At 59.9% G+C, this 13,882-nt stretch carries 15 protein-coding genes; 7 read left to right on the forward strand and 8 right to left on the reverse strand.

Going from position 1 to position 13,882, the window contains the following annotated elements; genetic code table 11:
• Window positions 1-30: 30 nt before the first annotated feature.
• Entirely contained in the window at window positions 31-321 is a 291-nt protein-coding gene (locus QEV83_RS11995) for a hypothetical protein (RefSeq protein WP_280127963.1), read from the forward strand.
• Window positions 322-337: 16 nt separating this feature from the next.
• Here the strand turns inward: QEV83_RS11995 and gltX are convergent, their stop codons facing one another.
• On the reverse strand, window positions 338-1,759 hold the full coding sequence (gltX, locus tag QEV83_RS12000) for a glutamate--tRNA ligase (protein WP_280127964.1): 1,422 nt from the start codon (window positions 1,757-1,759) through the stop codon (window positions 338-340).
• A 249-nt stretch (window positions 1,760-2,008) separates the two neighbouring features.
• Here gltX and QEV83_RS12005 point away from each other — a divergent pair, with 249 nt between their 5' ends.
• The gene (locus QEV83_RS12005; protein WP_280127965.1) at window positions 2,009-2,407 is read left to right on the forward strand and encodes a VanZ family protein; all 399 of its coding nucleotides are present in this window, start codon (window positions 2,009-2,011) and stop codon (window positions 2,405-2,407) included.
• A gap of 127 nt (window positions 2,408-2,534) precedes the next feature.
• Complete coding sequence (locus tag QEV83_RS12010) at window positions 2,535-2,765, forward strand: hypothetical protein (protein WP_280127966.1); 231 nt, start codon at window positions 2,535-2,537, stop codon at window positions 2,763-2,765.
• A 61-nt stretch (window positions 2,766-2,826) separates the two neighbouring features.
• Here the strand turns inward: QEV83_RS12010 and QEV83_RS12015 are convergent, their stop codons facing one another.
• From QEV83_RS12015 to QEV83_RS12025, 3 genes are all read right to left on the reverse strand, one after another.
• The gene (locus tag QEV83_RS12015) at window positions 2,827-3,837 is read right to left on the reverse strand and encodes an alpha/beta hydrolase (protein ID WP_280127967.1); all 1,011 of its coding nucleotides are present in this window, start codon (window positions 3,835-3,837) and stop codon (window positions 2,827-2,829) included.
• A gap of 105 nt (window positions 3,838-3,942) precedes the next feature.
• The gene (locus tag QEV83_RS12020) at window positions 3,943-5,235 is read right to left on the reverse strand and encodes a PLP-dependent transferase (protein WP_280127968.1); all 1,293 of its coding nucleotides are present in this window, start codon (window positions 5,233-5,235) and stop codon (window positions 3,943-3,945) included.
• Window positions 5,236-5,299: 64 nt separating this feature from the next.
• Complete coding sequence (locus QEV83_RS12025) at window positions 5,300-5,686, reverse strand: hypothetical protein (RefSeq protein WP_280127969.1); 387 nt, start codon at window positions 5,684-5,686, stop codon at window positions 5,300-5,302.
• 94 nt (window positions 5,687-5,780) lie between these two features.
• Here QEV83_RS12025 and QEV83_RS12030 point away from each other — a divergent pair, with 94 nt between their 5' ends.
• On the forward strand, window positions 5,781-6,047 hold the full coding sequence (locus tag QEV83_RS12030; protein WP_280127970.1) for a type II toxin-antitoxin system ParD family antitoxin: 267 nt from the start codon (window positions 5,781-5,783) through the stop codon (window positions 6,045-6,047).
• The gene (locus QEV83_RS12035) at window positions 6,040-6,339 is read left to right on the forward strand and encodes a type II toxin-antitoxin system RelE/ParE family toxin (RefSeq protein WP_280127971.1); all 300 of its coding nucleotides are present in this window, start codon (window positions 6,040-6,042) and stop codon (window positions 6,337-6,339) included. The genes QEV83_RS12030 and QEV83_RS12035 overlap by 8 nt, the downstream gene beginning before the upstream one ends.
• 340 nt (window positions 6,340-6,679) lie before the next feature.
• On the opposite strand, the gene QEV83_RS12040 is transcribed toward QEV83_RS12035, so the two are convergent.
• Window positions 6,680-7,591 carry a hypothetical protein gene (locus QEV83_RS12040; protein WP_280127972.1) on the reverse strand — a complete coding sequence of 304 codons (912 nt, stop codon included), beginning with the start codon at window positions 7,589-7,591 and terminating at the stop codon, window positions 6,680-6,682.
• A gap of 168 nt (window positions 7,592-7,759) precedes the next feature.
• Between QEV83_RS12040 and QEV83_RS12045 the strand changes: the two genes are divergently transcribed.
• The gene (locus QEV83_RS12045; RefSeq protein WP_280127973.1) at window positions 7,760-10,072 is read left to right on the forward strand and encodes a ComEC/Rec2 family competence protein; all 2,313 of its coding nucleotides are present in this window, start codon (window positions 7,760-7,762) and stop codon (window positions 10,070-10,072) included.
• A 320-nt stretch (window positions 10,073-10,392) separates the two neighbouring features.
• Window positions 10,393-11,871, forward strand: coding sequence for a hypothetical protein (locus QEV83_RS12050; protein ID WP_280127974.1), 1,479 nt, complete (start codon window positions 10,393-10,395; stop codon window positions 11,869-11,871).
• 42 nt (window positions 11,872-11,913) lie between these two features.
• Here the strand turns inward: QEV83_RS12050 and lexA are convergent, their stop codons facing one another.
• The 3 genes from lexA to QEV83_RS12065 form a co-directional block, all read right to left on the reverse strand.
• Entirely contained in the window at window positions 11,914-12,627 is a 714-nt protein-coding gene (gene lexA / locus QEV83_RS12055) for a transcriptional repressor LexA (protein WP_280127975.1), read from the reverse strand.
• A gap of 215 nt (window positions 12,628-12,842) precedes the next feature.
• Entirely contained in the window at window positions 12,843-13,007 is a 165-nt protein-coding gene (locus QEV83_RS12060) for a hypothetical protein (RefSeq protein ID WP_280127976.1), read from the reverse strand.
• Window positions 12,992-13,834, reverse strand: coding sequence for a YncE family protein (locus QEV83_RS12065; RefSeq protein ID WP_280127977.1), 843 nt, complete (start codon window positions 13,832-13,834; stop codon window positions 12,992-12,994). Before QEV83_RS12065 ends, QEV83_RS12060 begins: the two co-directional genes overlap by 16 nt.
• Between the last annotated feature and the right edge of the window lie 48 nt (window positions 13,835-13,882).

The following is a 13,882-nucleotide window of genomic DNA, read 5'->3' on the forward strand; positions in this document are numbered from 1 at the left end:
TAAATCTGTGTTCTCAGCCTTGGAGGACCCATGTTTACGCGCCGGTCAACGAAAACCGTTATCGCTTTGAGCGTCATTGCCGTGCCGATGACCGCCGTTTCCCTTCCAGTCTGGGCCGGAGAAGGCGGCGCGATCGCCGCAGGTGTGGCAGGCGGTGTCGCCGGCACGATGGCGGGCCAGGTCCTCTCCGGGGCGCTGCCGCCGCAAAACTACTATGGTTCCGGATATCCCCCACAGCCGCAGCCGCAATGCCATTACGAACACCGGCAGGAATTCAGCCCCTATTCCTTCCACATCGGCGGCGTGCAAGTTTGCGATTAACTCCGCTTTCGCGGGCTTACCCTGCTTGATCCCGCAAACGCCCAAGACTTTCGTCGCGGCCAAGAACCTCCAACACGTCGAAAATTCCCGGCGATGTCGCCCGCCCGGTCAGAGCCGCCCGGAGTGGCTGCGCGGCTTCGCCGAGTTTCACCTCGCTCTCCGCCGCGTAATCGCGCACGGCGGCTTCGAGGCTGGCCGCATTCCAATCCGCGAGCGCCGCAAATCTCGGGATCAGCGCCGCAAGATGCGTGCGGCCGCCCACGTCGAGAATGGCCGCCGCCTTGGCATCGAGGACAAGCGGCCGGTCGGCGAAGAGATAGGCGGCGCCCTCCAAAAGTTCGACCAAGGTTTTCGCGCGCTCCTTGAGCCCCGGCATCGCCGCGCGGAGTTTTGCCCGCATGGCGCCGTCGAGCTTGCTCAGCAGTGCCGGACCCTCCGGCAAATGGGGCAACGCCGCTTCCAGCGCCGCCGCGAGATCTTCGTCGCCGCTGGCCCGCATATAATGGCCGTTCATGTTTTCCAGCTTGACGAAATCGAAGCGGGCGGCCGAACGCCCGACATGCGCAAGGTCGAAGGCCTCGATCATTTCTTGTGTCGAGAAAAACTCCTTGTCGCCCTGGCTCCAGCCGAGCCTCACCAGATAGTTGCGCAGCGCCTCGGGGAGATAGCCGAGCGCCCGGTAGGCATCGACACCGAGGGCGCCATGGCGTTTCGACAATTTGGCTCCGTCGGCGCCATGGATCAGCGGGATATGCGCCATCACCGGGATTTTCCAGCCGAGCGCCTGGTAGATTTGCATCTGCCGTGCAGCATTGGTGAGATGATCGTCGCCGCGAATGATGTGGGTGATGCCCATGTCGTGATCGTCAACGACGACCGCCAGCATATACGTCGGCGAGCCGTCGGAGCGCAGCAGCACGAGATCGTCGAGATCCTTGTTGGACCAGGCAACCCGCCCCTGCACCTTATCCTCGAGGATCGTGTCTCCCTCTTGTGGGGCCTTAAGACGGATGACGGGTTTTATACCGGCCGGCGCATCCGAGGCGGGACGGTCGCGCCAACGCCCGTCATACCGCGGCGGACGCCCTTCGGCGCGCGCTTTCGCCCGCATATCGTTGAGTTCGTCCGGGGTTGCGTAGCAGGGATAGGCGTTGCCCGAGGCGAGCAGGCTTTCCACCGCCGCGCGGTGACCCGCCGCCCGCCGAAACTGATAGATGACATCACCATCCCAATCGAGACCGAGCCAAGCCAGTCCGTCGAGAATGGCGGCGATCGCCGCATCGGTCGAGCGCTCGCGGTCGGTGTCCTCGATCCGAAGCAGCATTTTGCCGCCCGCGTGACGGGCAAAAAGCCAGTTGAACAGCGCCGTCCTGGCGCCGCCAATATGCAGAAACCCCGTGGGCGAGGGTGCGAAACGGGTAATAACCGGGTCTGACATGGGCATAATCCTGCGGCGCGAAACCGCGTTAAGCTTTAAATCTGAGGAAAGTTGCCTTTGGCGCGCGAGAGCATGATTGCAAAAAAGTTGTCTTTGAAATGAGAACATGCGCAAAACAAAGAAACCGGGACCTTGAGCGCTGGAAGCGGCCAGGGTTCCGGACAGCCTCGTCCTACACGAAAAAGACGAAACAAAGGTAGCGGCGACGCAGAGCCGGCGCGCGGACCGGTCACGGGAGCAGCTGGATTTATGAATCGTCTCGTTACCGTTGCCCGGGCCGCCGGCTTTTGCAGCGGTCTGGCAATCATCCTTTTATCGCTCGTCCCGGGCCCGGACCGGCCGCACACAGGTCTGCCGGGCGAGGCTGAGCATTTTGCCGCCTATTGCTTGACCGGCCTCGCCTTCGCACCGGCAGTCCGGCCTCTCGCATTTCGAATTGCTCTCGTCGTCGGGCTGACGCTGCTGGCTGGGGCGATGGAAGTGTTGCAGCATTTTGTGCCGGGGCGCCATCCCGCAGCCGCGGACGCGATTGCCAGCAGCCTCGGCGCCCTCACGGGGATCGCTCTTGGCGGACTGCTCTTCGGTCTTGCAGCCCTTGCTTATCACAAGCACCGCCGGTTCAGCGAAACGCCAGGACCGGTGCGGTAAACCGTTTCATCCCGCGGCCTCAGCCTTGCGGTGTGCGCCGGCGCACACCGCAATTTGCCGCTGATTGGCAATCTCCTTATTTGAGGCGGCAAGCGACGCCGCAAGCAAGACAAAGGGGACCACGATCATGAACGCAAGCAAGACGGTGCTTTTCGCCATTGGTGCGATTGTCATGACCACGGGAACGGCGGTTGAGGCTTCGGCGCATGCCTATGCGGGAAGCAGCACGAACCAAACAACCGCGATCAAATCCCTGCGCCATGGGCAAATTGGCGGGCAAGCTTCCACCCAGCCGCTGCATGACGCCAGCCGGGTCGCCATCAATCCGCAGCCGCTCCCCCCAGGCGGTGAAGAATGACACCCTGGGCCGCTCGCAAGCGCGGCCCATCCTCTCATCCCGAGCCCGTCGGAGCCGCCTTTCACTGAAAGGCAAAGCCCGCGATCAGATTATAGATTTCCGGGCTCGAAATATCCGAATGGCTGCCGCTAAATTTATCCTTAATATAATCCCCGCTCGCAATTCGCGCCGCATGCAAGCCCATCAGATCGGCGACAAGCTGTCTTTCGTTTCCCAAGACCGGGACGCCGGCATAAGCAAAACCACTTTGGAGTTTTAGGGGGATCCCTCCCTGATAGGCATTATATGCATGGATGGTGGCCTGGGTCGGTCCTCCCGCCCCCAAAGCAACCGCTTCATGCAGCTGAAGATGCGCGATGTTGTTCGCTGTTTCGGCCGCCGGGAACACGTCGTTCAAAGCCAAATCAAACTGAGAGGTCGTCACCAGCATTTTCAGCTTAGGAAGTGCAATGAGCCGGTCATAATTGCCGCCGGCTTCGAATTCGTCGTTTTTGAAAGCAGCCTGCAGCAAAATCACATTGAACTGGATATTATCTACGAAGGTTTTATACGCGGGCGGCGTATTCGTGTTGTCCAAATCCTTGCACAGGAATTGAAGCGCCTTGCAAACGACCCGGCACCCGAAGCTGTGACCGATGAGGGTCAACCGGATCGGCTTTTTGCTGATTTCTTGCCTGACGCGCAATGCTCTTCGAAGTGTGGCAAAGAGGCCATTGGCGCCGACCTGATTGGCCCGCCTTCCCATCTGATAATAGGACGCGAACTGGAACGCCTCGCGAACGGAGTCGCCGTCTTCACTCAGCGTCGATGGCCAATGAATTCCGATCCCAAATGAATCGGTCGGCGGGCTTATAACTCCCTGCATCGAAAGAAATGTCTTCGTGAATTCGATCGTATACTGGCCATATTCAGCCATGGCGTTGTTGCCGTTCGTCCACCAGCCATGGGAATAAATAAACAAGTCGCTGAAATTGAACGGCGGCTGCATCGCATCTTCCAATGCACCACCGACCAATTTCGGGTTTAAGAAAATTCCGTCTTCATTGACTGGAAATACGACAAAATGGTCCATGATCCCCCCTTGCTCGCGTGACGAGCCACGGGAGAGAAACTAACTACCGATCAGAATGGGCGGCGCCCCCGAAACAGGGGAGAAAAGGCGCGGCCGCCGAGACAACTACACAGCAGCAAGCGCCTGATCGAGGTCCGCAAGAATGTCGTCGATATGCTCGATACCCACAGAGAGCCGCACATAACCTCCGGTAACCCCGGTTTTCTCCTGTTCCTCAACGGTCAGCTGGGAGTGCGTGGTGCTCGCCGGATGAATGGCCAGCGAGCGTACATCGCCGATATTGGCGACGTGATAAAACATCTTTAAACTTTCGATGAATTTGCGGCCCGCCGCAGCGCCGCCCGCCAGTTCGAAGCCGACGAGACCGCCATAGCCGCCCTTCAAATAGGTATCGGCCCGCCGCTTCACCTCGCCCGTCATCAAACCTGGAAAAATGGTCTTGATGACCTTCGGATGCTTCGACAAATGTTGCGCGACGGCCGACGCATTGGCGCAATGCTGGCGCATCCGCAGCGCGATCGTCTCCAGCCCCTGGATAAACATAAAGGCGTTGAACGGCGACATGGCGGCGCCAATGTCGCGCAAGAGCGTCACCCGCGCCTTGAGGATGTAAGCGATGGGGCCGAGCGGCTTCACCGCCTCGGTCCACACCGCGCCATGATAGCTGGGATCGGGCGTGTTGAGCATCGGGAAGCGCTCCGCGTGCTTCTCCCAGTCAAACTTGCCGCTATCGACGATGATACCGCCGATCGAGGTCCCGTGCCCGCCGACGTACTTCGTCGTGGACAGCATGCTGATGGCGGCGCCATGCTTGATCGGCTGGCAGAGGACGGGTGAGGCCGTATTGTCCATGATCAGTGGCACCCCCAGCTCATCGCCGATCTTCGCGACTTCCGAAATTGGAAAGACCGCGAGTTTGGGATTGGGCAGCGTCTCGCCATAATAGCAGCGCGTTTTGGCATCGGTCGCGCGGCGAAAATTTTCCGGGTCGGCGGGATCGACGAAGCGGCATTCGATCCCCATCGTGCTCATGGTGTTCTGAAACAGATTCCAAGTCCCGCCATAAATATCGGTCGAGCTGACAAAATTATCGCCCGCATGACAGATGTTTTGCACCGCGAAAAGCGACGCCGCCTGCCCGGAGGCCAGGGCCAGCGCCGCGACGCCGCCTTCCATCGCCGCGACGCGGTCCTCGAGCACCGACTGCGTCGGACTCATGATCCGTGTATAAATATTGCCGAGTTCCTTCAGCGCGAAAAGATTGGCGGCGTGTTCAGTCGAGTTGAATTGGTAGGATGTGGTTTGATAGATCGGTACGGCAACGGAGTTTGTCGCGGGATCGGCACGGTAGCCCGCATGCAGCACAAGGGTCTCGACATTCTGGCTTTGCGTCGGCATCGGCCGCGTCTCCAAATTTTGGGGGTTAGGTTTTGGCGGGGTCGCAACTCTTTACGGGTCTTCGTCAGTCTTGCCGGTCAAAGAACAAAACGCGATGGGAGAGACCGGTTTCTTTCGGCAGACCGAACATGTAAACGAGACCGATGGCAAGATCCCCTAAGCCCAAGGGCACGGCGATCAGGCCCAAATCTCCGAAGAGGCCAGCCGGAATCAACAGCAACGCAGCGACATACCGGAGAATGGACTCCCAATAAACGAAGGACGCACGGCGGCGCAACTCCCGAGACGCGAGAATGAGGACCGCGCCGGTATAGGCCAGAAAGCCGCCAACCAGCCAGCCCCAAAAAGGTACTGGGATGTTCAGACCCAAACCCCGGTAAAGGGCCGGGCATGTCAGAACCAGACCCAATCCGGCATTGTAAATGCCGGACCAAAAAACAAATTTTTTCATGTTGACCAGTGCCTTTTTCTGGAAAGCAGTTTATAAGAATATTTGTGATTTTCTCCTATTCCTGATAAGCCTGAAAGGAAATAGGAGGCCCGACATGGCAACCATGACCGTATCCCTGCCCGACCCTATGAAAGACTGGATCGAGGCCCAGATCAGGCAGGGCGATTATGCCAGTGTCAGCGATTATGTCCGCGATCTTGTCCGGCGCGACCGCGACCGCCGCGAGCAGGAACTGACCTTGGACGAACTGCGGAAAAAGCTGGCCGCTTCCAGAGACAGCGGCATTAGCACGCGCACCGTTGATGAAATCTTCGCCGAAGCACGGGAAATCGCCAAGGGGCGCGGGCTTCTGCATGAGTGAATACCGGCTGACGCGAGACGCCAGTGACGACCTTTTGAAGATGTTCCTATACGGGTTTGAGACATTCGGTTTGACACAGGCGGAAGCCTACCGCGAGGGCATGATTCAGTGCTTTGAACTCCTCGCCGCCAATCCGCGCCTTGGCCGCAAGGCCAATGAGTTTTCTCCCGGATCGCGGCGGCATGAACACGCGCACCACGTTATTTTCTACGACGAGCAGCCGGACGGCGTGCTGATTACTGGCATCATCCATGAGCGCAGCATACGCCGGGCAGTCCCGCCGCCGGGGTGATTTTTACTTGCTCCAAATACTGTTTAGGCTCCGGCGGGTTGACGTGACGGACTTCGGCGCCGACTTCCCTTGACTCCCAGAACAAAACTGACGGACGCCGAGCGGCGCGAGAAGGCCCGCTTGCATTCGGAAGCTGCTGCGATTGAACTAAGACCGCCGCTTTTGGCAACGCATGCTCCCGCCTTGCCTAGGCGTCGGCCACTGTCGCAATGTGCCATACGTCTCATGATAGCGAGTTTGGCGAGTGCGTTGGACCTGCCATTGATGCCAAAAGCGTTTGGAAGAACGCCCTTAATACCCAACGTGGGGTGAATGGCGGAATCTGATAACAACAAAGACCTTATTTGCTGCGCTCATCCTTCATCCATCCACAGGAGGAGCAGCGCGGCTTCATCGGGATGCCGGGCTCATCGGACCACAATTCAAATTTATACGATCCGCAGGCCTCACAACGGTCTGGGACGCCCTGTCTATGACGTAGCATTGCGGTTCCAAAAAGGGTTAAGATGTGCTGCGTCAATTCGTGCGCAAACATGCCATCAGCGAGCGTTGCACCGTGTGCATGGGTAAGCCAATTAACCAGAGCCCAGCCCGCTTTTGAAGTTGCCTTCAAGTAAACCCGAACCGTTTCCTCACTGGAGCCGTGGGCTACATGATTGGCGATAAGCTCGCACCACTCAACTACGTTCGACTTTTGTGGTGGTTCAACATTCGCGGGGACCATTGTCGGCAACTTCAACGCATGAACCATTGCCACTAAGCACTCGCGGCAGCGCATACCCACAGTCTGGAAATCTTCTGGTTCTTCGGCCTTGTCTAATGCCTGTCCCGCCTGCTCCCATTTTCGCCACACGGCGGGCATCGTAATTTGCTCCAAGCTCCCCGCTCTCGGCTCGTGCCGGGCCATGACGCGCGCCATAAGGCCGATGTGAAATGACAAAGTGTAGTCGAGGCTTGGAAAGAGCATTTGATCATAGAGGTTCGTTGGCGACGTGATTACCCAAAACCGTGCCTTATCTGTGCGAACATCCCAGCATTCGTATTTTCGACCGAGCACATGCTGTGTCATCACTTTTTCAGCATGGGTGACGGTTTCATTTCGCGATTGACCTTGCGCATAAGCAGCGATCTCCCCAGCGCTCTTTTCATCGCGCTCGAATATGAGGTTGGATAGCGCATCGATTGGAATCGCGGGCGGAATTATATGATCGTTTGCCGCTGCCTTAATGGGCCTTTTCGGTTTCTTGGTCATGCGAATAGTGACAGGGTCGCGCCCGCTTCGCCGATAATGCTGGCTGAGGGATTAAATGTGGAATCTAACAACGGCGAATAAGGTGCTCTACCACCGCCCACGCGCAGTATATGACGAATGAACACTTTTCCAATTTCATAACGAATAAAACCAATCTAACATACTCCCATGGCGGGAGTGTCTGAAACAGCAATTTTCGGGGGACGCCTGGGCAGGGCGGGGGGCCTTGCGGAAAAATTTGGCCTCAAATTCGCGGTTCTCTTCGCGCTTTTAAAACAGGCTTTTGAGACGGAGGCGGCGCTCCGGCGCCCTTTTTTGTGGCTTCCGGTTTCGGCGGGCGCCGGGGTCGTCCTCTACCTTTACGCCGACCGCGAGCCCTCTCTTTTCTTCATCGAATGCGCCGCCGTGGCCTCCGGCGTTCTCGCCTATTTCGCGAAAGGAAACCGGCTCGCCTTCTTCATCCTTTGCGGCCTATGCGCGCTCTTCGCGGGCGAACTGTCGGCAGCATTGCGCACCGCGCGAGTCGCCGCGCCGGTCCTCGACAGGATCAAAATCGCGACACTGGACGGTTTTATCGAAGAAATGGATTTCCGCCGCACCGGTGCCCGCTTTTTGCTGCGTGTACAATCGGCGAGCGGCCTCGCACCCGATCAGACTCCCGTCCGGGTCCGGCTGACGGTGCGGCGGGCACCGCCCTTCGAGGCCGGCACCTTTGTCCGCCTCAAGGCGCGGCTGCTGCCACCCGCCCGCGCAAGCCTGCCCGGCGGCTATGATTTTGCAAGAGACGCCTGGTTCGCGCAGCTCGGTGCCGTCGGCAATGTGCTGGGGCGTATCGAGGTTGTCGCGGCGCCCGTGTCGCCGGGCCTTTGGGCATCGGTGACGATGGCGATCGATCGCGGCCGCAACGCGCTGGCGCGCCGCATCGATGCGATCGTTGGCGGCGACTCGGGGGCGATTGCGGCGGCGATGGTCACCGGCAAACGCGATCTTCTGTCCGGCGAAGCCAAGGAGATCATCCGCGAGGCCGGGATTTTTCATATCATCACGATTTCCGGAGTCCAGATGACGCTCGTCGCGGCGATCTTTTTTGTCGGCTTGCGGCGGCTACTGGCGCTGAGCGAGACGCTGGCGCTCGCCTATCCGATCAAGAAATGGGCAGCGCTTTTCGCCATCGCCGGGGCGATCTTTTATGATCTTGCGACCGGCTCGCGGGTCGGCACCGAACGCGCTTTGTTCATGACCGTGATCATGCTGACGTCGGTCCTGCTCGACCGGCAGGCGCTGACCATGCGCAACCTCGCCATCGCCGCCGCGCTCGTCATTTTGATCCAGCCGGAAGCGATCATGGGCGCCAGCTTCCAGCTGTCCTTCGCAGCTGTGGCGGCGCTCGTCGCCGTCTATGAAGCCCGCATGAGCGCGGTGGCGCTGAGCCGCGAAGAAAGCAATCCTCTGCGTGCCCGGCCCTCCGACGATGGCACACGCATGGCCCTCGTGTCGCTGAAACAGCATCTGTGGCGGGGGCCGCTCGGCCTGTTGTTCGCGACCTTCTGCGCGACCTCCGCCACCGCCTCGTTCATGGCCTACAATTTCCATGAACTCAGCCCCTATGTGCTGATCGGCAATCCGCTAACTTTGCTGGTCATCGAGACATTCGCGGTGCCCGGCGCGCTGTTGGGCACGCTGCTCTATCCGCTCGGCCTCGATGCGTTTGTCTGGCGCTATGTCGGGCTTGGCATCGACGGTGTGATGTGGGCGGCGCGCACCATCGGCAGTTTTCCCGGATCGACGATCCATCTTCCCGCCTTCGCGCCTTGGGCGATCGTGTTTCTCAGCCTCGCGGTGCTGTCCTCGGTCTTGTGGCGGACGGCGCTGTTGCGGGCGACGGCGCTCCCGCTTTTGATGATCGGCCTTTTGGGTGCGGCGGCGGGGCCGTCCTTCGACATGGCGGTGGCGCCAACCGGCGACGCGGTGGCCTATCGCGCGGCCGATGGCAAGCTCGCGGTGATCGGGCGCGGCCGCAACGCCTTTGCCACCGAGCAATGGCTGCGCGCCGATGCCGACGGGCGTCCCGCCGCCGAGGCTTTGGTCAGATCCCGTTGCGACAAACTCGGCTGCACCGGCGCGCTTGGCGATGGCAAAATTATTTCGCTCATCCTCGACCGGGCGGCCTTCGCCGAGGATTGCACCCGCGCCAATATCGTCGTGACGCCGCTGTTCGCACCGATGGGCTGCGCCGCGCGCCTCGTCATTGATCGCGACAAACTCAAACAGACTGGCGCGTTGACGTTTTCCTTCGGCCCGAAGGGGGTCACGACGCTGGCGGTCCGCGCGGCGGACGAAGACCGCCCCTGGTCCCGCGCGCCCAAGCGGGGCTGGGGCAAAAGCCCGCCGCAGCTGGCAACGGCAAAATCTGCGGACGGCCAAACCGCTGGCGACGAGCCGGAGTCCACTGAAGACAGTGACGAGTCGCCGCTGGATTAGCGCCGTTTCATTGGAGCGATCGCACCAAATCGTTTCACGTGAAACGTTTTGGTACGATCAAGCGCCGGAAATGGAACGGGGCTTTATCCATGACGCGGCACTGAGAGAGGGAGAATCGCGCTGAAAATGTGTACAAATCGGTACGATGAAGACATCGCGCCGGCGGTGGCTTTCGTCTTTCTCTTGCGCTTTCCCGCTGCTTGATGCCGCAGAATTCTTTGCCTACTATGATGGCAAATAGACCACGGAACTCCCCGGTCCGTCTCGATACGAAACTGTTGAATGATTAAAATCCCGTCCTTTTAAAATTGAGATCATAAATGTTGGGGAACAGGAATTTCAGCCCATCGCTTTCTTTTCTCCCAGGCAGCCACAACACCGCTAAGACTCCCGGCTCGAAACTGGTCTTCGTTCTAGCTTGCGCCGTCATTGCGATGGGTGCGGGCGTTCCTGAGGTCCGCGCGCAAAGCCCCTGCGAGGACTCGGCTCCCTTCGGCTCATTGCTAAATTCCGCCGAGTTCGATGCCTCGGTGCAGGCGCTGCCGCCCGCCGCGTTTCATATTCCTCCGCTGGCAGCGCCCAAACTGGGGCCGCAGGCGTTCCTCAGCAATTTGCCGGCGGTGTCACAACAAGGAACCGCCGCAAGTCCCGGCTCGCCGGGCAGTTGCGAGGCGCAGTCGTTTGGCTACGGGCTCGGTTCCTATACGGCGGCACTCAAGCCGGATGGCTCGCCGAAGTGGAATCCGGCGCTGCCGCAATTTTCCGTCAGTGCCGCCTATCTTTACGAATTGGAGCATCTCAAGGAAAACCGCGCCTGTCCCACAGGCTCCCTGGCTCTCGGCTATCTCGCGCAACTCGTCTCGCTTGGCGCTCCGACGCGCGGCCAGGTGCCGTATAAGGCCGACTGCACCTATCTCGACACGATTCCCCAGCAGCCGGATTTCCCGAACAATTATCCAGGAATGCAAAACTTCCTGATCGGCAGCTACGCCGCTTTCCATATCGATACCAATCCTGCCGCCGCCGTCGATCTCATCAAGCAATTTATCTCCGCTGGTCAGGCGGTTGCGTTTTCGGGCAAAGTGCTGTGCGGTTATGGGAAGACGCCGCAGTTTCAGAACGGGGTGATCTATGAGACGGCGACAGTGCCGCCTCCCTCGGGGCATGGCCAATTGGTCGTCGGCTACAACGACAAAGCGGGAACCCCTGGAAATACCGGGGCGCTGTTAATTCAGAACAGCTTTGGCACCACCTGGCCGCCCACGTCGGGAGGCAAATCAGCCGCGCCGGCCGGGATGGCCTATTGGTCGTACAATAGTTTTGAGACAACCCAGCTTCTCGCTGCCGTTGCCTATCCGCGTTCGACAAGCATTGCAGGCGCCCTGCTCCTTCGCGCCAGCAGTTCGGCCGCGCCAACCGCCGCGATCGGGCGCGCATTCCAATGGGCTCCCGGGACTGAGCCAGGAGCTTACCTTATTTTGACGCATATCTTTCTGGAACCGGCGCTTCTCGACAGCGTCATGCTCACAGAGCCAGGTTCAGCGCCGGTCACCGCGACCGCGGTCTACGGGCAATATATCAGCAACGGCTATAGTTATTTGAAGCGCACCGACGGTAGCGCGTTTCTCGCGGGCACCTACAAACTCACCTTGAACGGCCACGATCTCAAGGGCCAAGCCGTCACCTACACCGGCTCGGTGAAAATCGGCGGCTCCCGTCCAGTGACGGCAGCGGGAAAATCGATGGCGGGACAGAGCATCACCGGCTCGACTGGCGCTCCCGCGACGCTCAGTCCCTAGGGTATGAAAGAGGGAATTCCGCTCGCATCCGCTGTCAAAAACTCAATATTTGCGGACGAGATTGACGAGCTTGCCTTGGATACGGACCCGGTCCGGCCCAAAGATGCGCGTCTCATAGGCGGGGTTGGCGGCCTCCAAGGCAATCGAGGCGCCGCGCTTGCGCAGCCGTTTGAGCGTTGCTTCCTCATCGTCGATCAGAGCGACCACGATGTCGCCGGTCTCGGCGGTGTCCTGCTTGCGGATGACCACGGTGTCGCTGTCGAAGATACCGGCTTCGATCATCGAATCGCCGCGGACTTCGAGCGCATAATAGTCGCCTGGCGGCAACATGTCGGGCGGCAGGCTGATCGTGTGGCTGCGATTTTGCAGCGCCGTGATCGGGGTGCCCGCCGCAATCCGGCCCATCACCGGGATCGAGATCATCGCGCGGTCAAACTCTTCGTCCGGGGCGCTCGGCGGCAAGGTGCGGACCCGCCCGAGCGTGCCTTCGATAACGCTCGGCGCAAATCTCTTGCTCCGGTTGCCTTCCGCGGGCGTCGAGGAGTCTGGCAAGCGCAACACTTCGAGGGCACGGGCGCGATTGGGCAGACGGCGGATAAAGCCGCGTTCTTCGAGCGCAATAATAAGCCGGTGAATGCCTGACTTCGAGCGAAGATCCAAGGCATCCTTCATCTCGTCGAAGGAGGGGGGAACACCCGTCTCCTTCAAGCGCTCATGAATGAAGCGCAACAATTCGCTCTGCTTTTTTGTCAACATTGCCGGGCCCCTTTTTGCCGCCCCCCGTACAGCACCGGCATTTTTCCCGCGCTGTGTTTTCCTTTCAAGAAAATTCCACGGCTACGCGAATCGGTATTGCACAAACGGTGAACGAACGATATACGTTCGTGCTGCGTTCCGCAAGACCGTATGGTAAATTTCTCGAATTCGGGTCTTTGCAGGAAAAAGCTTGTCCCGGCGCTGCAGGGAAAAGATCACCGCCTTGGCGGGGGCGGAACAATGCCAATGCCTTGCGGCGAGGCGCCAACCGGCACCGTCGCCGTCACCAGATTGGTGGCCGTATCGATCACCGACACAGTCTTGGCGACCCGGTTGGTTACATAGGCGCGGGTTCCGTCCGGGGTCAGGGCGATGCCCATGGGTTTCGCGCCGACCGCGATCGAGCCCGAGATGGTGTTGGTCTCCGTGGCGATGACCGAACTGTGTTCGAGAATTCGTTCACCACATAGACATGGTCCCCGTCCGGCATGATGACCAAAGCGACCGGGCGGCGGCCGGCCCGGACCGCATCGCGGACAGAGTTGGCGGCGGTGTCGATGACTTCAACCGTGTCGGAGGCGGCGTTCGCCACATAGACATGTTTTCCATCCGGCGTGACGGCCACCGCCAAAGGCGATTTCCCCACTCCGGCCGTGCCCACCACCGTGTTGGACGGCGTGGCGATCTGCGAGACCGTGTTGGACACTGCATTCGCCACGAACGCGTGCTCGCCATCCGGAGCGACCGCAACCCCATTGGGGCTCGTCCCCACGGAAATCGTGGCGGTCAGCGATTTGGCGGCGGTATCGATGACGGTGACCGTTTGGCTCGCGATGCTGAAATTCGCGACGTAGACGCGGGCTCCGTCCGGAGTGACCGCGACCCCCACCGGAAACCGTCCTGCCGGGATCGTTGCCATGGTCTTATTGGCCGCCGTGTCGATCACCGAGAGGGTGTGGTCATTCTGATTTGCGACATAGACGCGTGTCCCGTCCGGGCATACGGCCACCGCGACCGGCGCTTTTCCCACCCGGATCGTTGCCGCGACAGCATTGGTGGCCGTGTCAATCACCGAAACCGTGTTGGAGTCGGTATTCGCCACATAGGCGAAAGGGGCGGCCTGTGCAGGCTCGGTGCTGGAAAACCCGTAGAGAACAAGCGTGGCCCAGAAGGCGGCGCTCCCGCAGACGCTCACTTTTGCTTGCACGAGTCCTCGTTCCATTTCCAAGGGTCATGAAAGACGAAGAGTGATTTG

This window comes from Methylocapsa sp. D3K7 (assembly GCF_029855125.1).
Classification (GTDB): Bacteria; Pseudomonadota; Alphaproteobacteria; order Rhizobiales; family Beijerinckiaceae; genus Methylocapsa.